Source organism: Lysobacter fragariae, assembly GCF_054779775.1.
In genome coordinates, this window is the sequence record NZ_BAAGXP010000001.1 from 481,608 (window position 1) to 499,144 (window position 17,537).

Annotated in this window: 19 protein-coding genes and 1 tRNA gene; 6 read left to right on the forward strand and 14 right to left on the reverse strand. The window is 66.1% G+C overall.

Going from position 1 to position 17,537, the window contains the following annotated elements; translation table 11 throughout:
• Nucleotides 1–12: 12 nt before the first annotated feature.
• The 5 genes from ACYVD7_RS02145 to ACYVD7_RS02165 all read right to left on the reverse strand — a co-directional run bounded on the left by ACYVD7_RS02145 (nt 13) and on the right by ACYVD7_RS02165 (nt 5,656).
• Nucleotides 13–1,002: a sulfotransferase family protein gene (locus ACYVD7_RS02145; protein ID WP_460758585.1), complete on the reverse strand. Its 990-nt coding sequence runs from the start codon at nt 1,000–1,002 to the stop codon at nt 13–15.
• Entirely contained in the window at nt 999–2,168 is a 1,170-nt protein-coding gene (locus ACYVD7_RS02150; protein ID WP_460758587.1) for a cystathionine gamma-synthase, read from the reverse strand. The genes ACYVD7_RS02145 and ACYVD7_RS02150 overlap by 4 nt, the downstream gene beginning before the upstream one ends.
• A gap of 75 nt (nt 2,169–2,243) precedes the next feature.
• Complete coding sequence (locus tag ACYVD7_RS02155) at nt 2,244–3,620, reverse strand: pyridoxal-phosphate dependent enzyme (RefSeq protein ID WP_460758588.1); 1,377 nt, start codon at nt 3,618–3,620, stop codon at nt 2,244–2,246.
• Between the two features lie 290 nt (nt 3,621–3,910).
• Nucleotides 3,911–4,129: a YdcH family protein gene (locus ACYVD7_RS02160; RefSeq protein WP_460758590.1), complete on the reverse strand. Its 219-nt coding sequence runs from the start codon at nt 4,127–4,129 to the stop codon at nt 3,911–3,913.
• Nucleotides 4,130–4,471: 342 nt separating this feature from the next.
• The gene (locus ACYVD7_RS02165) at nt 4,472–5,656 is read right to left on the reverse strand and encodes a DUF4398 domain-containing protein (protein ID WP_460758591.1); all 1,185 of its coding nucleotides are present in this window, start codon (nt 5,654–5,656) and stop codon (nt 4,472–4,474) included.
• Between the two features lie 148 nt (nt 5,657–5,804).
• Here ACYVD7_RS02165 and ACYVD7_RS02170 point away from each other — a divergent pair, with 148 nt between their 5' ends.
• Complete coding sequence (locus ACYVD7_RS02170) at nt 5,805–6,923, forward strand: PilT/PilU family type 4a pilus ATPase (RefSeq protein WP_460758593.1); 1,119 nt, start codon at nt 5,805–5,807, stop codon at nt 6,921–6,923.
• A gap of 173 nt (nt 6,924–7,096) precedes the next feature.
• Here ACYVD7_RS02170 and maiA read toward each other — a convergent pair whose 3' ends face one another.
• From maiA to rplM, 5 genes are all read right to left on the reverse strand, one after another.
• Complete coding sequence (gene maiA / locus ACYVD7_RS02175) at nt 7,097–7,756, reverse strand: maleylacetoacetate isomerase (RefSeq protein WP_460758753.1); 660 nt, start codon at nt 7,754–7,756, stop codon at nt 7,097–7,099.
• Between the two features lie 232 nt (nt 7,757–7,988).
• Nucleotides 7,989–8,969, reverse strand: coding sequence for a fumarylacetoacetate hydrolase family protein (locus ACYVD7_RS02180; RefSeq protein WP_460758594.1), 981 nt, complete (start codon nt 8,967–8,969; stop codon nt 7,989–7,991).
• Between the two features lie 331 nt (nt 8,970–9,300).
• Nucleotides 9,301–9,375, reverse strand: a tRNA-Gln gene (locus ACYVD7_RS02185).
• Between the two features lie 45 nt (nt 9,376–9,420).
• Nucleotides 9,421–9,813, reverse strand: coding sequence for a 30S ribosomal protein S9 (gene rpsI, locus ACYVD7_RS02190; protein ID WP_460758595.1), 393 nt, complete (start codon nt 9,811–9,813; stop codon nt 9,421–9,423).
• A gap of 12 nt (nt 9,814–9,825) precedes the next feature.
• On the reverse strand, nt 9,826–10,254 hold the full coding sequence (gene rplM, locus ACYVD7_RS02195) for a 50S ribosomal protein L13 (RefSeq protein WP_460758597.1): 429 nt from the start codon (nt 10,252–10,254) through the stop codon (nt 9,826–9,828).
• Between the two features lie 162 nt (nt 10,255–10,416).
• On the opposite strand from rplM, the gene ACYVD7_RS02200 reads away from it, so the two are divergent.
• The gene (locus ACYVD7_RS02200) at nt 10,417–11,616 is read left to right on the forward strand and encodes a (Fe-S)-binding protein (RefSeq protein WP_460758599.1); all 1,200 of its coding nucleotides are present in this window, start codon (nt 10,417–10,419) and stop codon (nt 11,614–11,616) included.
• 161 nt (nt 11,617–11,777) lie between these two features.
• Nucleotides 11,778–12,419: a 2-polyprenyl-3-methyl-6-methoxy-1,4-benzoquinone monooxygenase gene (gene coq7, locus ACYVD7_RS02205; RefSeq protein ID WP_460758600.1), complete on the forward strand. Its 642-nt coding sequence runs from the start codon at nt 11,778–11,780 to the stop codon at nt 12,417–12,419.
• A gap of 168 nt (nt 12,420–12,587) precedes the next feature.
• On the opposite strand, the gene speD is transcribed toward coq7, so the two are convergent.
• A complete protein-coding gene (gene speD / locus ACYVD7_RS02210; protein ID WP_460758602.1) occupies nt 12,588–13,379 on the reverse strand; it encodes an adenosylmethionine decarboxylase in 792 nt (263 codons plus the stop codon).
• Nucleotides 13,380–13,679: 300 nt separating this feature from the next.
• Here speD and crp point away from each other — a divergent pair, with 300 nt between their 5' ends.
• Genes crp through ACYVD7_RS02225 form a run of 3 tightly spaced genes read left to right on the forward strand, consistent with a single transcriptional unit; the run spans nt 13,680 to nt 15,192 of the window.
• A complete protein-coding gene (gene crp, locus ACYVD7_RS02215) occupies nt 13,680–14,312 on the forward strand; it encodes a cAMP-activated global transcriptional regulator CRP (protein ID WP_460758754.1) in 633 nt (210 codons plus the stop codon).
• A 16-nt stretch (nt 14,313–14,328) separates the two neighbouring features.
• The gene (locus tag ACYVD7_RS02220; protein WP_460758603.1) at nt 14,329–14,790 is read left to right on the forward strand and encodes a GNAT family N-acetyltransferase; all 462 of its coding nucleotides are present in this window, start codon (nt 14,329–14,331) and stop codon (nt 14,788–14,790) included.
• Nucleotides 14,791–14,820: 30 nt separating this feature from the next.
• On the forward strand, nt 14,821–15,192 hold the full coding sequence (locus tag ACYVD7_RS02225) for a zf-TFIIB domain-containing protein (RefSeq protein WP_460758605.1): 372 nt from the start codon (nt 14,821–14,823) through the stop codon (nt 15,190–15,192).
• Between the two features lie 154 nt (nt 15,193–15,346).
• Here the strand turns inward: ACYVD7_RS02225 and ACYVD7_RS02230 are convergent, their stop codons facing one another.
• From ACYVD7_RS02230 to ACYVD7_RS02240, 3 genes are all read right to left on the reverse strand, one after another.
• On the reverse strand, nt 15,347–16,075 hold the full coding sequence (locus ACYVD7_RS02230; RefSeq protein WP_460758606.1) for a haloacid dehalogenase-like hydrolase: 729 nt from the start codon (nt 16,073–16,075) through the stop codon (nt 15,347–15,349).
• Between the two features lie 170 nt (nt 16,076–16,245).
• Entirely contained in the window at nt 16,246–17,034 is a 789-nt protein-coding gene (trpC, locus tag ACYVD7_RS02235) for an indole-3-glycerol phosphate synthase TrpC (protein ID WP_460758608.1), read from the reverse strand.
• Between the two features lie 120 nt (nt 17,035–17,154).
• Entirely contained in the window at nt 17,155–17,496 is a 342-nt protein-coding gene (locus ACYVD7_RS02240; protein ID WP_460758610.1) for an antibiotic biosynthesis monooxygenase family protein, read from the reverse strand.
• Between the last annotated feature and the right edge of the window lie 41 nt (nt 17,497–17,537).

Genomic DNA, 17,537 nt, shown 5'->3' on the forward strand with positions numbered 1-17,537 from the left:
TGCCGCCACGTGTCAGACGAGCGAACGGTCGCGGCAATAGTCCATGAAGCGCTGTTTCAGCACTTCAACGGCCGCCGGATCGGGCTGCGCCGTACCGGGACGCGCCATCACCGTGCGGTAGGTAGCCTCCGCACGCCTGAACGTTTGGTTCTCACGCAGGAGCAACAGGTTCTTCTGGCGGTTGTCGTCGACTTCGGAGGAATTGAGCTTCCTGCGCAGTGGCAACAGGCAGTCGGTGGTGAACTCCTCTCCGAGGAAATCGCACACTTCCGCGAACAGCTTCTCCGGTTCGTCAGCAATGCGCTCGAACACAAGTCGGAAGACTCGGCGCGACCCCAACCCCCGCTCCGCATGCCAGGCATTCTCGGTATGGGCGATCCAGGTTTCCAGGCCCGCCTCGAGCGCCTGCGGCTCGGCACCGACGCGATCGAAGCCCTCGAGCGACGTCGCAACCTCATCGGGCCGGCGGATGTTGTGGATGAACAGCGCGTCCGGGAACAACGCGTTGAGCGCCCAGATGAAATAGGTATTCAGTGGCGTGCCATCAATCCAGCGGCGCTTCGGGTCCGATCCGCTGCGGCGGATCTGCAGCGGGTTCTCCAGCTGCTTGCCCTTCAATGTCCACCCGGGCTGTCGCGACTTCTCTCCGTAGAAATTGAGGCAACGCTGCGCGAACACATCATTGACGATGGCGTGGATCGACTCGGCGACGCGCGCCATGAACGGATCGAGCGGATGCTCCACGTTCGACAAGTGCGAGAACCGGCCGCGCTCTGAACCCTTCACGTGGGACAGGTAGGCGCCCACCGCCATGCTGGAGATCCATCCGGTCTCCGGCATCGGCTGGATGTTCGGATGCTGGCCGAGCACCCAGGTGGTGATCGACGTACCGGACCGCGGCGCGCCGATGATGAAGATGGGCCGGGGTCGATCGCCCACGACCAGCGCGCCCTGCAGTTCGAGGCCAGGCGCCACCGGTGCCACGCTGCCAATGGTGGTCATCGCAGCGCCTCCGCCAGTTCCGCCTGCAGGTCATCCACGTTCTCGACGCCCACGCTCAGGCGCACCAGGTTGTCCGCGATGCCCAGCTGCTGGCGACGCTCCGGCGGGATCGACGCGTGGGTCATGATCGCCGGATGGTTGACCAGGCTCTCCACGCCGCCCAGCGACTCGGCGATGGTGAACAGGTGGCAGCGTTCCATCATCCGGCGCGCGGCATCGAGGCCACCCTTCACGTAGATGCTGACCATGCCGCCGAAACCGTCCATCTGCCGTTTCGCCAGTTCGTGCTGCGGATGCGACTTCAGGCCCGGATAGATCACCTTCTCGATCGCGGGGTGGTGCTCGAGCCATTCCGCCAGCGCCTGCGCATTCTCGCAGTGCGCCTTCATCCGCAGGTGCAGGGTCTTCAGGCCACGCAGGGCGAGGAAGCTGTCGAACGGTCCCTGCACGCCGCCGATGGCGTTCTGCAGGAAGGTCATCTGTTCGGCGATCCGCGCGTCGTCGCCGACGACGATCATGCCGCCGACCATGTCCGAATGGCCGTTGAGGTACTTGGTCGCCGAGTGCATGACCAGGTGCGCGCCCTGCTCCAATGGCCGCTGCAGGATCGGCGAGCTGAAGGTGTTGTCGACCGCGACGATCAGGCCGTGCTTGCGCGCAACCTCCGCGATCGCGGCGATGTCGACCAGCTTGAGCAGCGGGTTGGTCGGTGTCTCGATCCAGACCAGTTTCGTGTTCGGGCGGATCGCGGCCTCGAAGGCGGCGATGTCGCTCAGGTCGACCCAGCTGAAATCCAGACCGGCCGAACGGCGACGCACGCGCTCGAACAGGCGGTAGGTGCCGCCGTACACGTCATCCATCGCGATGACGTGGCTACCGCTGTCCAGCATTTCCAGCACGGTCGACGTTGCCGCCAGCCCGGAGGCGAATGCGTAGCCGTTCGTGCCGCCTTCCAGCGATGCGACGCAGCGCTCGTAGGCGAAGCGGGTCGGGTTGTGGCTGCGCGAATACTCGAAACCCTGGTGGTCGCCGGGGCTGGACTGCGCGTAGGTGGAGGTCGCATAGATCGGCGGCATCACGGCGCCGGTGCTCGGGTCGGGCGATTGCCCGCCGTGGATCGCCAACGTGCCCAGGCCAGCTTTGCGATCCGTGTTCTTGTCAGTCATTTTCACTTCCACCTGGCGTCCGCGCAGCGGCGAATTCTAGCATTCCGGCTGCGCTTCAGCTTGTTTTTCAATGGGTTACTGCACGCGGCGGCGCAGGTAGTTCAGCAGGTCAATACGCGTAATCAGGCCAAGGAACTTCTCGCCGTCCATCACGATCGCCACGTGCCCGCGGTCGAACACCGGCAGCAGGGCCTCGATCGGCGACCGCACGTCCAGCTTGTCCAGCTTGCTGACCATCGCCGTCGACACGGGGTCGCGGAAGCGTGATTCGTCGCCGTAGACGTGCAGCAGCACATCGCTTTCGTCGACGATGCCGACGATGTTGTCGCCGTCCATCACCGGCAGCTGGCTCACGTCGTAGAGCTTCATGCGCTGCCATGCGGTGATGAGCAGGTCGGTGGGGGCCACGACAATCGTGTCGCGCCGGGAGAACGGACGCAGGATCAGGTCGCGCAGGTCGCCCGTGCTTTCGCGCTCGAGGAAGCCGTTGTCCAGCATCCAGTAGTCGTTGTACATCTTGGAGATGTACTTATTGCCGGTGTCGGGCACCAGCACGACCACTTTCTTCGGCGTGGCCTGTTCGCGACAGTACTTCAGCGCGGCGGCAAGCAGCGTGCCGGTGGAAGAACCACCGAGAATCCCCTCTTTTTCCAGCAGTTCGCGCGCGGTGAGGAAGCTTTCCTTGTCGCTGATCGCGTAGGCCTTCCTCACGCGGGTGAAATCGGAAATCGGCGGGAGGAAATCCTCGCCGATGCCCTCCACCATCCAGCTCGCCGACTTGTCGCTGAGCGTGCCGCGGTTGATGTATTCCTCGAGGATCGAACCCACCGGATCGGCGAGGACCAGCTCGGTGTGCGGCGACCGCGAAGCGAAGCAGCGCGACAGGCCGGTCATGGTGCCTGAGCTGCCACAGCCGAACACGATCGCGTCGATGCCGCCGACTTCCGCCATCTGATCGAGGATTTCCGGGCCGGTACCGAATTCGTGCGCGGCCGGGTTGTCGGGATTGCCGAACTGGTTGATGAAGTACGCGCCCGGGGTTTCGCGAGCGATGCGCTCGGCCATGTCCTGGTAGTAATCCGGATGGCCCTTGGCCACGTCAGAACGGGTCAGCACGACCTGCGCGCCCATGGCCTTGAGATTGAAGATCTTCTCGCGACTCATCTTGTCGGGCACGACGAGGAGCAGCTTGTAGCCCTTCTGCTGCGCCACCAGCGCCAGGCCGATGCCGGTGTTGCCGGCCGTGCCTTCGACCAGGGTGTCGCCCGGCTTGATCTTTCCGGCCTTCTCGGCGGCCTCGATCATCGACATGCCGATGCGGTCCTTGATCGAGCCGCCGGGGTTCTGCGATTCCAGCTTGAAATAGAGATCGCACACGCCGGCATCGAGGCGCTGGGCTTTGACGATCGGCGTGTTGCCGATCAGTTCGAGTACGGAGGCATGGATGGGCATGGGAATCCTGGAACCGCGACCACGCGGCAAGCCCCGGATTCTAGCGGCGCTCCGCATCGGAGCCCAGCTGTCGGGTGGGCGATCGGGCAGGTGGCTTACATCGGCCAGGCGCGATGACGGCAGACCCAGCGCGGGCGGCGGCGATCCCGACGAGGAAGGCGCCGCCGCCCGCGATGAAAAGACTATGGGTTGATTGGATGGGGGGAGCGGAGGGCTCCACCCTGGTCGGCCGGTCCTGCTGGGGCCGGCCGACCCGGAGGTCAGGTTGTCGGGCCAGGTGTCGGTTGGCGTCAGTGATGTTGCGAGTCGTACAACCTGATGAGGCGGTCCTTCGCAGCAAGCTTCTCGCGTTTCATCTGGCCGAGGGTGACGTCATCGATGGGAAGCACGCCCAACTCGGCGTCCATCACCTTCTTGTCCAGGTCGCGATGGCGCTGATACAGCTGCTTGAACTCCGGATTGGAGCGGATCATCGCGTCGACTTCCTGCTGCGGTTGTTCTTCGAACATGAGTGCCTCCATCAGCGATTGCGTTCAACGATTGCGGAGCACGACCCCCGGAAACAAAAACGCCCCGGCCGTGAGACCGAGGCGTTGTGACGGGGTTGGATTCGGAACCAGGTAATGCCGCGGGCCCGCGTTGCGCAGGCCCGCCGCGACCGAGCTTGCGGCGGCGGCTTCCTGCGAAACAGGCGTTTGGGTCATGGGCCGGTTCTCGACCGGGCGGTGTTGGGACCGCCTGGATAATCGACGCTACTCCTGAAATCCGGGTCCGGCAACCCCGTGCGGACAAGTGGTAACCCGGTCACAACCGGGTCGCCAGTCCACATCCAACCATTTGATTTAAATACGTTATTTTGACGACAAGGCAATCTCGACCCGGGCCTTGGACTTGGCGGCCGAGCCCACCGCGCCGCGGATCTGCTGCTTCCTGGCGCCAGCGGCCACCAGGGCGTCACGGACGGCCTCCACGCGCTGCTGGGCCAGCTCGGCCTTGGCGGCCACACCCTCGATGCGGACGGCCTGCTGGGTGCTTGCCGCCTGCAGGTAAGTCGCCAGGGTGCGGATGCTGGCCGCGCCACGATCGTTCAGGCTGGCCTTGCCCGAGGCGAAGGCATCGGCGCTGAGGGTGAACACTTCGCCGCGGCTGTCCCAGCGCGACGGCGGGAGCTTGCCGCCGGCCATCAGTTCGGCCTCTTCGTGGGCGAGCTTGGCTTCGCGTTCGCGGGCCGCCTTGAGCTTGGCCGCCTGGACATCGGTGACGCCGGCCAGGGCGGCCTCGACATCCTGCACGGCGGCGTCGCTCTGCGCGGCCTGTTCGCGCAGGCGCTGGGTTTCCTCGGCCTGGATCTGGGCCTGCACGCGCAGGCGCTCGGCTTCGGCGCGGGCGGCCTCGGCATCGCGGCGGCTGGCTTCGACCAGCAGGTCGCTGCGTTCGCGATCGAGCTGGTCGACGTCGCGGCGGCTGGATTCGGTCCGCGTCGCCAGCTCGGCGACTTCGACCCGGCGCTGCGCCAGGTACAGGGCGGCGTCGCGCTTGCGGCCGCGCGCCTTTGCCAGCGCGTCCACGGCCTGCTGCGCCTGCAGCCGCTCGAAGGCGCCGTGCGAGGCAAGTTGTGGGTCACCGGCCAACGCTTGCAGGCGAACGGCCAGGTCGGCCGACGGCGGCGCATCGGATTCGAGGGCGCTCGCGCGACCGCTCTCACCCTGGATCTGCAGGCGGCGCTGGAGCTCGGCGATCTCGCTGCGTCGCTGCCCCAGCTCCGCGCGGGTCTGCGCGGCGCGACTGCGCGCGTAGGCCAGGTCGGCATCGGCGGACGCATTCAGCGCAAGCGCCAGTGCGTCCTTGTATTTGTGCCGGGCGACGGCGTCCTGGGCCTGGGCGAGTTCACCGCGGGCGCTGGCCAGTTCCTGCGCGGCGTACTGGTCGCCGTCGGCGCTATCAGCGCGACTGACCGCCTGCTGTGCCGCGGTCAGTTCCGCGGTCGGGGGCTGGGCGGCCAGGACAGGCACGGACGAAGCGAGAACCAGTGCCATCGACAGGTTTCGGAATTGTGCGAAGCTTGGACGCATTGGGGGATGCCTGGACGATGGGGATGGGTGTAACGTCGTCGCGGTCATTGTCGGAAGCTCGCGGCGGCCTTGCAATGGCATGTCGCTTTGAAAAATCAAAGGGGATGCTCGCATGGACATCGGCTACTTTCTGAAGCTGATGACGGAGAAGAACGCGTCGGACATGTTCCTGACGACGGGCGCTCCGGTGTACATCAAGGTCGAGGGCAAACTCTACCCGCTCGGCAACACCGGCCTGCCTGCGGGCATGGTCAAGAAGATCGCCTACTCGCTCATGGACGAGGGGCAAGTTCCCATCTTCGAGCGTGACCTGGAACTGAACATGGCGCTGGCGCTGGCTGAAGCCGGCCGTTTCCGCGTCAACGTGTTCAAGCAGCGCGGCGAAGTCGGCATGGTGATCCGCGCCATCCGCAGCGTGATCCCGTCGATCGAGGAACTGCAGCTGCCGCAGGTGCTGAAGGACATCATCATGGCCCCGCGCGGCCTGGTGTTGATCGTCGGCTCCACCGGTTCGGGCAAGTCGACCACGCTCGCGGCGATGATCGACCACCGCAACACGAATACCTCGGGCCACATCCTCACCATCGAGGACCCGATCGAATACCTGCACAAGCACAAGAAGTCGATCGTCAACCAGCGCGAGGTCGGCCTGGACACCCACGCCTTCCACAACGCGCTGAAGAACGCGATGCGCGAAGCGCCGGACGTGATCCTGATCGGCGAAATCCTCGACGCCACCACGATGGAAGCGGCGATCGCCTTCGCCGAAACCGGCCACCTGTGCCTGGCGACGCTGCACTCCAACAACGCCGACCAGACGCTGGAGCGCATCCTCAACTTCTTCCACGAGTCGGCGCACAAGAACGTGCTGATGAACCTCGCGCTGAACCTGCGCGCGGTGATCTCGCAGCGCCTGGTCGTCGGCAAGGACGGCCGCCGCCTGCCGGCGACCGAAGTACTGATCAACACGCCGATGATCCGCGACCTCATGCGTCGCGGCCAGGTGCACGAGATCAAGCCGGCGATGGAAGGCTCGCTGCAGGAAGGCATGGAAAGTTTCGACCAGTGCCTGTTCCGCCTGTACAAGGAAGGCCGCATCGAGCGCGAGGAAGCGCTGAAGGCAGCCGACTCGCGCGACGGCCTGGACCTCAAGTTCCGCCTGTCCGAAGGCGGAACCGGCGAGCACGATCCTTACGCGGACGTGTTCGCGTCCAACGCGGCGCAGGGTTGACACAGGGCGCGGTTCGCCGCGCATCCTCAGCTGGCTGACGACATCCCCGCCCAGGCGGGGATGTTTGTTTGTGCCGGTTGCACCCGCCGCGGTCGCCGGCGCTTGAGCGTCCGCTGTCTGCGGCGCGGCGCTACGAACTCCGGGTCACGACATCGGTAAAGCAGGACTGGGCGTTACTCCGGTCTATCCGGCTGCCGCTCCGGTCGCGCCAGGTCGAACGCCGGCAATTCCAGGCATGCCTTCTCGATGCGCTCGATCGTCGGGTATTGCGCGATGTCCACGCCGAACCGGCGCGCGTTGTAGACCTGCGGCACCAGGCAGCAATCGGCGATGCTCGGGGCTTCGCCTTCGCAGAACTGGCCGGTGGAAAGGTGGTCGGTGAGCATGGCTTCGATGGCGTTGAAGCCTTCGCTGATCCAGTGCCGCACCCAGGCTTCGCGTTCGGGCTGCGGCACGTTCCATTCGTGCTCGAAGTACTGCAGGACGCGTAGGTTGTTGAGCGGGTGGACGTCGCACGCGATTGCCTGCGCCAGCGCACGCGCACGCTGGCGCGAGCGCGCGGTCGCCGGCAACAACGGCGGCTCGGGCCAGGTTTCGTCGAGGTATTCCAGGATCGCCAGCGACTGCCGCAGCTGCCGTCCACCGTGCTGCAGCACCGGCACCAGCCCCTGCGGGTTGGCCTTGCGGTACGCGTCGCTGTGCTGCTCCCCGCCGTCGCGCAGCAGGTGCACCGGCACGATCTCGTACGGCAGCCCTTTCAGGTTCAGCCCGATGCGTACGCGATACGCGGCGCTGGAACGCCAGTAGGAATACAGCCGCAATTGATCGCTCATGCGCGCGCGCCCGGTGTCCTGCATGTCCTGTCTTGCCGGCATCGCCGGCGTCCCCGTCACTACCGGGGCACCTTAGCATCGCCCCGCGGGCAGGAGCATGCTGCGGCGCCGGAAGGAGGCATTGGCCCGCCGTGCGGCGCGCGCGAGCCGACGTCGTATGTACTCCAGCGAGCACCCTGCCCGCTGGAATGCAGGAAGCGACGGCGAGATGCCGCCGTACCTTCGCGTCGCGTTACGCTTTCTCGATCCGCTGCTCGATGGCGCCGAAGATGTCGCTGCCGTCGCGCGCCTTCATCTCGATGCGCACGGTGTCGCCGAACGACATGAACGGCGTGATCGGCTTGCCGGTTTCCAGCGTTTCCACGGTGCGGCGTTCGGCGAAGCACGATGCACCCAGGCTGGTGTCCTTATTGGCCACCGTGCCCGAACCGACGATCGTTCCGGCCGACAGGGGCCGCGTCTTCGCCGCATGCGCGACCAGCTGGGCGAAGTTGAACTGCATGTCGACGCCCGCTTCGGGTGCGCCGAACCATTCGCCGTTGATGTGCGTCAGCAGCGGCAGGTGGACCTTGCTGTCGTTCCAGGCCTCGCCGAGCTCATCGGGCGTGACGAATACCGGACTCAGCGCCGAACGCGGCTTGGACTGCAGGAAACCGAAGCCCTTGCCCAGTTCCGCGGGGATCAGGTTGCGCAGCGAGACATCGTTGACCAGGCCGACGAGCTGGATGTGCGCCGCCGCCGCATCGGGCGTCACCGCCATCGGCACGTCGTCGGTGACGATCACGACTTCGGCTTCGAGGTCGATGCCGTAGTCCTCGCTGACCACGCGCACCGGATCGCGCGGGCCGTAGAAGCCGGCGCTCACTGCCTGGTACATCAGCGGATCGACGTAGAAACTTTCCGGCACCTCCGCGCCACGCGCACGGCGCACGCGTTCGACGTGCGGGAGGTAGGCGCTGCCGTCCACGAATTCATAGGCGCGCGGCAGCGGCGCGGCGAGGGCCTGCAGGTCGAGGTCGAACGCGCCGGCGGCCTTGCCTTCGTTCAACGCATCGGACAACGCGTTCAGCCGCGGCGCGGTGTTGGACCAGTCTTCCAGCGCGCGCTGCAGGGTGTCGGCGATGCCGGTGGCTTTCACGGCGCGCTTCAGGTCGCGGGAGACAACGATCAGCGTGCCGTCGCGGCCGCCTTCCTTGAGGGAACCAAGCTTCATCTGGAACTCCGGGGATCAACCACTGGTGTAATTGGTTGCAATTGTAACGAATTGGAGCGCGGTGCAGGTAAGTGTGGGCGCGAAGGGACGAACAGGAAACAGGGACGACGGCGATATCCGCGCGGTGCGAGAGCTCGTCGACTCGCTTGGTGTCGTGATGGTGACGCTCGCCATCGCGAAACGGCGGACGTCAGGACAACACGTCTGCCCGGCTCCTCGCGACGCTCGGGGCGACGCCCCCAACGGTCAACGTATCAATGCTGCGTGCCACCCACGCCCCGAATGGCGAGCAACAAAAAACCCGCCTTTCGGCGGGTTTCTTGTTTGGATCTGGCAGCCCCGGATGGATTCGAACCACCGAATGCCTGAGTCAGAGTCAGGTGCCTTACCGCTTGGCGACGGGGCTGTGGAAAACTTTCGAAGATCTGGTGTGAATCTACAGCCTCGAATATTAGCGCTTCGAGAACTGGGTGGCACGACGTGCCTTGTGCAGACCGACCTTCTTACGCTCGACTTCGCGGGCGTCGCGGGTCATGAAGCCAGCCTTGCGCAGCTCGTTCTTCAGGGTTTCGTCGTATTCGACCAGGGCACGCGAGATGCCCAGGCGGATCGCACCGGCCTGGCCGGTGATGCCGCCGCCGGCAACGGTGACGACGACGTCGAACTTGTCGGTCGACTTGGTCAGTTCGAGCGGCTGGCGCACGATCATGCGCGCCGTCTCGCGACCGAAGAACTCATCGATCGGACGCTGGTTGATGGTGATCTTGCCATCGCCCTTGCGCAGGAACACGCGGGCGGTGGAGGACTTGCGACGGCCGGTGCCGTAATTCTGCTGGAGTGCCATGTTCTGGATGCCTTAGAAGTCGAGCGGCTGCGGCTGCTGGGCGGCGTGCGGATGTTCGGTGCCCTTGTAGACCTTGAGCTTGCGGTACATCGCGCGGCCCAGCGGGTTCTTCGGCAGCATGCCCTTCACGGCGATCTCGATGACGCGCTCCGGGTGGCGCTCAAGCGCCTGGCCCAGGGTTTCGGACTTCAGGTTGCCGATGTAGCCGGTGAACCGGTAGTACATCTTGTCCTGCAGCTTGTTACCGGTCACGGCGATCTTCTCGGCGTTGATCACGACCAGGTAATCGCCGGTGTCGACGTGCGGGGTGTAGACGGGCTTGTGCTTGCCACGCAGACGGCGGGCGAGCTCGGAAGCGAGGCGGCCGAGGGTCTTGCCTTCGGCGTTGATCACGTACCAGTCGCGCTGGACGGTCTCATTCTTTGCGGTGAAAGTCTTCATGACTGCTCTGTTCAGGGGTACATGGTCGGGCTGGTTTCACGCGCGGGATCCAGAAGGATCGACCGGCGGAAACGTCGCCTCGCGTTTGGGGATGGAGCAAAAGAGGCGGAATGATAGCGGGCAGGCCGGGGCTGCGCAACCCGCCCAGCGCTCAGGAAGTCGGTGAAGGCCGGATTGTTACATTCAGCCGCGATGACCGCCCTTTCCCGCCTCCCTTCCACCGACCCGCTGGTGGCCCTGGCCGACCGCTGCGTCCAATGCGGACTGTGCCTGCCGGCCTGCCCGACCTACGGCCTCGGGCGGTTGGAACCCGAATCCCCGCGCGGCCGGATCGCCCTCGCCCGCGCCTTTGCGCTGGGGACGGTCGAACCCACCCCGGCCGGCGACGCGCACCTGGACCACTGCCTGGGCTGCGGCAATTGCGAAGCCGTCTGCCCCGCCGGCGTCCAGTACGGCGAACTGCTGGTCCAGGCGCGCCAGCGACAACGCCAGCGGCGCACACCCGGATGGCGGCAGCGCTTGGCCGAAGGGCTGATGGCGCGTCCGCGGCTGCTCGCCGTGGCCCTGTGGCTGTACCGGCCGGGCTACCCCGTGCTGCCTCGCGCGCTCCGCCTGCTTCCCCGCCCGCCGGGACGCGCGGCTCGGTCGCCGCGACAGAGCACAGAAACCATCTCCCTCGATACTGGCCCCCGCCGCTCCCGAAGCGTCGCGCTGTTTACCGGCTGCATCGCCCGCGCGTACGAGGCGCCGTTGCGCGATGCCTTTATCCGTCTCGGCGCTGCGATCGGCGTCGGCGTGAACACCCCGGTGGGCCAGGGCTGCTGCGGAACGGCCCATGCGCACGGTGGCGACACCGCAACACGCGATCGCATGGCCGGAACCAATCGCAGGGCCTTCGCCGACGCCGACACGGTGCTCACGCTCGCCAGCGGTTGCCACGAGGCCGTCGCCCAGGCGCTCGCCGGCAGCAACCGGACCCTGGACGCCATCGAGTGGCTGTCGACCCACGTCGACGCCCTGCACTTTCGCGAGTCAGGCGAGCGTGTTGCCCTGCACCTGCCCTGCACCCAGCGCAACATGGTGAAGTCCGTCGCGGCAGTGCGCGCGTTGCTGGCTCGGGTGCCGGGCCTGGTGGTGGTCGAACTGACCGCCGGCCACGGCTGCTGCGGTGCCGCCGGCACGCAGATGCTTACCAACCCGACGCGCGCGGCCGAATTCCGCGCACCGCTGCTGGCGCAACTGGAACGAAGCGGCGCCACGCGACTGCTCAGCGCCAACATCGGCTGCCGGCTGCACTTCGCCAACGCGACAGCGCTGCCGGTGCAGCATCCGCTGGAATTCCTCGCCGGCCAGCTCGCCTGAAGCCGCAACGGCCGACCGGGTCAGCGCCTGCCGAGCAGGTCACGTCAGTCCTTTTTCTGGTGCCCGCCGACTAAGGAAGAGTTGAAGAGGCGCATGTCGATACGTGACCGAACGATGACTCGGCATCGCATGCCCGCAGCACTCGTCCTAAACTGGACCGCATGACGCCCCGCGCCCTCACTCCGATCGACCGCCTGCTGGTCGACGTCCAGAACGCGCTCGACACGGTGTTCGGCGCCCCGCCGGCACAGCGCGCCAATCCATCGCTGGCCCAGGCCGACGTTGTGCTGGAAGACAGCGAACGCCGCCACGCCGCCGGCCTGATGCGCATCAACCATGTCGGCGAGGTCTGCGCGCAGGCGCTCTACGTCGGCCAGGCCGCCGTCGCCCGCGACGAAGCCACGCGCGCGCATCTGCTCGAAGCCGCACAGGAAGAAACCGACCACCTCGCGTGGTGCGCGCAACGCCTCGACGAACTCGACAGCCGTCCCAGCCTGCTCAACCCGCTGTGGTACGCCGGCAGCTACGCGATCGGCGCGCTCGCCGGCCTCCGCGGCGATGGCTGGAACCTGGGCTTCGTGGTCGAAACCGAGCGCCAGGTCGAAGCCCACCTCGACGAACACCTGCAGACCCTGCCCGTCGCCGACGCCCGCAGCCGCGCGATCCTGGAAACGATGAAGGCCGACGAAGCGCGTCACGCTGACAACGCGCAGGCGCAAGGCGCGCGCACGCTGCCGCAGCCGGTGCCGACGTTGATGGCGCTGGCGTCGAAGCTGATGAAGACAGTCGCCTACCGCGTGTAGGGCGGGTCTTGACCCGCCGTTCGCACCGACCAGGAGCGGCGGGGACCCATCATCCGCACCGACCGGAAGCGGCGCCACCAAGGAGTGGCGGGGCAAGACCAGCCTACGCGACCAACGCAAACAAAAAAGCCGGCAAATGCCGGCCTTTTTCGCGAAACGCAGACCCGGTCAATCGACCAGGTTGCGCCCGTGGTACAGCTCCTCGATTTCCCGCTTCAGGCGCGCTTCGATCTTCATGCGTTCCTTGAACGACAGGTTCTTGGCTTTCTCCTCGAACAGGTAGGTGTCGAGGTCGAATTCCTTCAGGTGCATCTTCGTGTGGAAGATGTTTTCCTGGTAGACGTTCACGTCGAGCATCTCGTAGCGCGACTTGATGTTCTTGGCCAGGTAGTCCTGGATCGAGTTGATCTTGTGGTCGATGAAGTGCTTCTTGCCCTTGATGTCGCGGGTGAAGCCACGGACGCGGTAATCCATCACCACGATGTCGGATTCCAGGCTCTCGATCAGATAGTTCAGGGCCTTCAGCGGCGAGATCACGCCGCAGGTCGCCACGTCGATGTCGGCGCGGAAGGTCGCGATGCCGTTGTCCGGATGGGTTTCCGGATAGGTGTGCACGGTGATGTGCGACTTGTCCATGTGCGCGACCACGGCTTCCGAGATCACGCCCTTGGCGTCGGCCTTGTCGATCACCGGCTGCTCGGAGATCAGGATCGTCACCGAGGCGCCCTGCGGGTCGTAGTCCTGGCGCGCGATGTTGAGGATGTTGGCGCCGATGATGTCCGCCACGTCCGTCAGGATCTGGGTCAGGCGGTCGGCGTTGTATGCCTCGTCGATGTACTCGATGTAGCGCTTGCGCTCCTCTTCCGACGCCGCGAAGCACACGTCGTAGATGTTGAACGAGAGCGCCTTGGTGAGGTTGTTGAAGCCTTGGAGCTTCAGGCGCGGCAGCGGCTTGACCAATGTAGTGTCCAGGTCGGGCGGCAGGGGGCCGCGCTTGCAAGGGCGCGATTATGCGGCAATCGGTTTGGCGGGGCCAACGCGTGCTCCCTGGCCCGAGCCCCCTGAGCCGAAAAATCCGGAGCTGGCGCACGGTTTGTGCCTGTCTGCCGGGGCGGCCTGACCTCCAGCGGCAATTTCCGGCACTATTTGCCCCTGTCGCGCCTTGGGCCTAAGCTCGGGGCTGACGGCTTGCCCTATTCCCTGATGACTTCCCCCCTGGTTGACCCCGTGATCGCACTGCGCAAAACCAACAGCCCGTTGATGCCCGACAGCGCGACGATCGATCGCTTCCTCGCGCATTGCCACCGCCGCCGCTACCCGTCGCGTACCGACGTGTTCCGTCCTGGCGACCCGGCCAACACCATCTACTACCTCATCTCCGGCTCGGTCAGCGTCATCACCGAGGAAGACGACGGCCGTGAGCTGGTGCTGGGCTACCTGGGCCCGGGCGAATTCATCGGCGAGCTGGGCCTGTTCGTCGAAAGCGACCACCGCGAAGTCGTCCTGCGCACCCGCACCCCGTGCGAACTGGCCGAAATCGGCCACGAGCGCTTCTACGACCTGCTGCTGACCCGCCTGGCCACCGACGCCCCGAAGCTGCTGTACCAGATCGGCGCGCAGATCTCCCGCCGCCTGCTGGACACCAGCCGCAAGGCCGGTCGCCTGGCCTTCCTCGACGTCACCGACCGTATCGTCCGCGCCCTGCACGATCTGGCCAAGGAACCCGAGGCCATGAGCCACCCGCAAGGCACGCAGATCCGCGTGTCGCGCCAGGAGCTTTCGCGCCTGGTGGGCTGCTCGCGCGAGATGGCCGGCCGCGTGCTGAAGAAGCTGCAGGCCGACAACAAGCTGCACGCGCGCGGCAAGACCGTCGTCCTCTACGGCACCCGCTGACCGGCCCGCCGCACCGATGCACGCATTGGGCGGCTCCGCCGACGCAACGCTGACGATCCGTCCTGCCCAGATCGGCGACGCAGCCGATGTCGCCGTCCTGCTCTCGGAGCTGGGCTATCCGTGCACGCGCGAAGAGGCCGCCGAACGCATCTCTCGCGTGTTGCACGAACCGCGCCTGTACCTGTTGCTGGCCGAATCGGCCGCCGACGTATGCGGCCTGGTTGCGCTCGACATCCGCTACTCCATCACCCGCGACGCCGACCAGGCCCGCATCACCGCGCTTGTCGTCGCACCCGAGGCGAACCGCCAGGGCGTCGGCCGGCGCCTGCTGCGCGAGGCTGAAGCCATCGCCCGCCAGGCCCGCGCGGTGCGGATGGAACTGACCACCAACGTGCGCCGCGAAGGCGCCCACGCCTTCTACCAGTCGTGTGGCTACGCCGAAGGTTCGCGCCACTTCATCAAGCTGCTCGGCGACTGAGCCGCGCACCGCCCCTGGAACCGATCGACCATGCAATGCCCGAAATGCCATAGCGCGATGGAGCGCGTCACCCACCTCGCCTTCCATGCGCAGCGCTGCACGTCCTGCCAGGGACTCTGGTTCGAAGCGCTTGATCACGAGCTGCTCAAGGACGCCGCGGACGAAATCGACACAGGCGATGCCGCCGTCGGCGCGCACCACAACCGCATCGACCGGATCAACTGCCCGGCCTGCGGCAACCTGCCGCTGATCCGCATGGTCGATCCGCAGCAGCCGCACATCTGGTTCGAGAGCTGCACCAACTGCCACGGCCGCTTCCTCGATGCGGGCGAGTTCCGCGATTACGCCGAGCACACGCTGGCGGAATATTTCGCCGACATGAGCGTGCCGGCGCGGGATTGAAGGCGCCGTCTTCAGGGAACGTAGGGCGGGTCTTGACCCGCCGATTCCTCGTACGGTGATGGCTGCTTTCGGCCTTCTCGTTTAACCCGCCGACTTCGACAGCAAACTTCGACGCGACTAACGACGCTGCCGGGATGGCAGGCTAAAGCCCGCCCTACGGCGTGTCGCCACCACGCTTGCCGCATCCCCAATTGAGGATCGGCGTAGCGGCGGGCAACTCGCGGCGGAATGTCTCGATGCTGCGACGCTGCGGATTTACCACCACCGGTTTGCGCGCAGCCTTGAGTAGCGGCAGGTCGGCGGTGCTGTCCGAATACGCCACGAGAACTTCGTCGACGAAGCCGGCCTCGCGCAGCATCGTCATCTTCATCGCATAGTGGCAATGCCGGCGCGCCGTGAGGCCGCCCAGGCGCGGCCCGAGTTCGGTGCCGACGACCGGCACGCCCTCGTGCGCGACAAAAGACAGGATCGCCTTGGCCAGTTCCGGCGGTGCGCCGGTTGCGATCACGACGCGATCGCCGGCTTCACGGTGGCTGTGCAGCACATCGATGCCGATCGGCAGCAGCCGCCGTCGGATCTGTTCGGCGTGCGTGGAAACATAGCGGTCGACAATCGCGTCGAGGTCGCGCGGACGATGCAGGCCCAGCGTACCGATCCAGACAAAGATGCCGACGCCACGCCGGCGCGTGGGCAGGTGCGCGATCATCGGCCCCGCCACCGGTGCCACCAGCAGCGCCAGCAGGCGCCGCCACCATGCCCGGCGGATCAGCCAGGCAATCAGGTGCGACCCGGAATCGCCGTCATACAACGTGTGGTCGAAGTCGAACACCACGAGCGGGGCGCCGGCCTGGGCTCTCGGATATTGGCGGCCCTTGATGCTCATGGATTCCGGTTCCCGTTGTTATCGTTGCGGTTCGCTGCGACGCGGCCGGCGCGACTTAGCGCGCGCAGCAGCGGCCTGCCATGATGAATCCGCGGGCACGTCGCGACAACAGCCCCTGTACGGGATTTCGAATCACCACTGCGGGTACTGCAGACCCCTCGCCACCTCGATCAGGCAAACAGGCGCCGCAATGCCGCGCCCGGATCGGGCTCGCGCATGAAGCTCTCGCCGACGAGGAAAGCATCCACGCCCGCACCCCGCATCTTCGTGACGTCGTCGCGCGTGGCGATGCCGCTTTCGGTGACGAGGATGCGATCGCGCGGCACCGCGTCCTTGAGCTCCAGCGTGGTGTCGAGCGAGACGTTGAACGTGCGCAGGTTGCGGTTGTTGACGCCGATGAGCTCGCAATCGGTCTGCAGCGCGCGTTCGAGTTCGTCGATGTCGTGGACTTCGACCAGTACGTCCATGCCCAGCTGGCCGGCCAGGTTGGCCAGCTCGATCATGCGATCGTCTTCCAACGCGGCGACGATCAGCAGGATGCAGTCGGCGCCGATCATGCGGGCCTCGTACACCTGGTACGGATCGACGATGAAATCCTTGCGGATCACCGGCAGCGAACAGGCGTTGCGCGCCTCGCCCAGGTACAGGTTGCTGCCCTGGAAGAAATCCACGTCGGTCAGCACTGACAGGCAGGCCGCGCCGCCCGCCTCGTAACTGCGCGCGATGTCCGCCGGGCGGAAATCAGGACGGATCACGCCCTTGGATGGGCTGGCCTTCTTCACTTCGGCGATCACGGCCGCGTCGCCAGCGGTGATCTTCTCGCGGATCGCGCGCACGAAGCCGCGCGGCGTCGACTGCCCCTGGGCGCGATCGCGCAGTTCCTGCAGCGATCGCACGCGGCTGCGTTGTTCGATTTCCTCCGCCTTGCGGGCGAGGATGGTGTTGAGGATGTCGCTCATGGCGTGAATTCTAGTCCTGGTGATGCTGGGGTTGCGTGGGGCGCGCAGACGCTGATGAGGAGCTTCGCGGTTTCCATCTCCGGCCGCCCGCGCGGCATTCCTCTACCCCGTTGCCCACCGCTAGCGGTGGGCGGGCTTTCCATAAGCGCGGGTGACCTTGGCCACCCGCAACTCGAAGTATTCGTACCAGTGCTTGCGACCGTGGGCGCGGGTGGCGGCGTGCTCGGCCTGGTGCTTCCACGCGCCGATCGCCGCTTCGCTCTCCCAATACGACACCGTGATGCCGAACCCGTCCGCGCCGCGCGTCGACTCGACACCCAGGAACCCCGGCTGCGTCGCAGCAAGTTCCACCATGCGTTGGGCGGCCGCCTCGTATCCGGCCTCGTCTTCGCCGTTGCGCTGCGAGGAGAAAATCACCGCGAAGTAAGGCGGCTCGGGCAATTTCGCGAACGCTGTGTCCATTGGTGTCCAGTGTCATTCGTGCGGTTGTTGTACTTCCCTCC

Bases quoted from the DNA above. Each gene is read 5' to 3' on its own strand.
- ACYVD7_RS02145 (WP_460758585.1), bottom strand. From the start codon at position 1,002: ATGACCACCATTGGCAGCGTGGCACCGGTGGCGCCTGGCCTCGAACTG.
- ACYVD7_RS02150 (WP_460758587.1), bottom strand. From the start codon at position 2,168: ATGACTGACAAGAACACGGATCGCAAAGCTGGCCTGGGCACGTTGGCG.
- ACYVD7_RS02155 (WP_460758588.1), bottom strand. From the start codon at position 3,620: ATGCCCATCCATGCCTCCGTACTCGAACTGATCGGCAACACGCCGATC.
- ACYVD7_RS02160 (WP_460758590.1), bottom strand. From the start codon at position 4,129: ATGTTCGAAGAACAACCGCAGCAGGAAGTCGACGCGATGATCCGCTCC.
- ACYVD7_RS02165 (WP_460758591.1), bottom strand. From the start codon at position 5,656: ATGGCACTGGTTCTCGCTTCGTCCGTGCCTGTCCTGGCCGCCCAGCCC.
- ACYVD7_RS02170 (WP_460758593.1), top strand. From the start codon at position 5,805: ATGGACATCGGCTACTTTCTGAAGCTGATGACGGAGAAGAACGCGTCG.
- maiA (WP_460758753.1), bottom strand. From the start codon at position 7,756: ATGAGCGATCAATTGCGGCTGTATTCCTACTGGCGTTCCAGCGCCGCG.
- ACYVD7_RS02180 (WP_460758594.1), bottom strand. From the start codon at position 8,969: ATGAAGCTTGGTTCCCTCAAGGAAGGCGGCCGCGACGGCACGCTGATC.
- rpsI (WP_460758595.1), bottom strand. From the start codon at position 9,813: ATGGCACTCCAGCAGAATTACGGCACCGGCCGTCGCAAGTCCTCCACC.
- rplM (WP_460758597.1), bottom strand. From the start codon at position 10,254: ATGAAGACTTTCACCGCAAAGAATGAGACCGTCCAGCGCGACTGGTAC.
- coq7 (WP_460758600.1), top strand. From the start codon at position 11,778: ATGACGCCCCGCGCCCTCACTCCGATCGACCGCCTGCTGGTCGACGTC.
- crp (WP_460758754.1), top strand. From the start codon at position 13,680: ATGCCCGACAGCGCGACGATCGATCGCTTCCTCGCGCATTGCCACCGC.
- ACYVD7_RS02220 (WP_460758603.1), top strand. From the start codon at position 14,329: ATGCACGCATTGGGCGGCTCCGCCGACGCAACGCTGACGATCCGTCCT.
- ACYVD7_RS02225 (WP_460758605.1), top strand. From the start codon at position 14,821: ATGCAATGCCCGAAATGCCATAGCGCGATGGAGCGCGTCACCCACCTC.
- ACYVD7_RS02230 (WP_460758606.1), bottom strand. From the start codon at position 16,075: ATGAGCATCAAGGGCCGCCAATATCCGAGAGCCCAGGCCGGCGCCCCG.
- trpC (WP_460758608.1), bottom strand. From the start codon at position 17,034: ATGAGCGACATCCTCAACACCATCCTCGCCCGCAAGGCGGAGGAAATC.
- ACYVD7_RS02240 (WP_460758610.1), bottom strand. From the start codon at position 17,496: ATGGACACAGCGTTCGCGAAATTGCCCGAGCCGCCTTACTTCGCGGTG.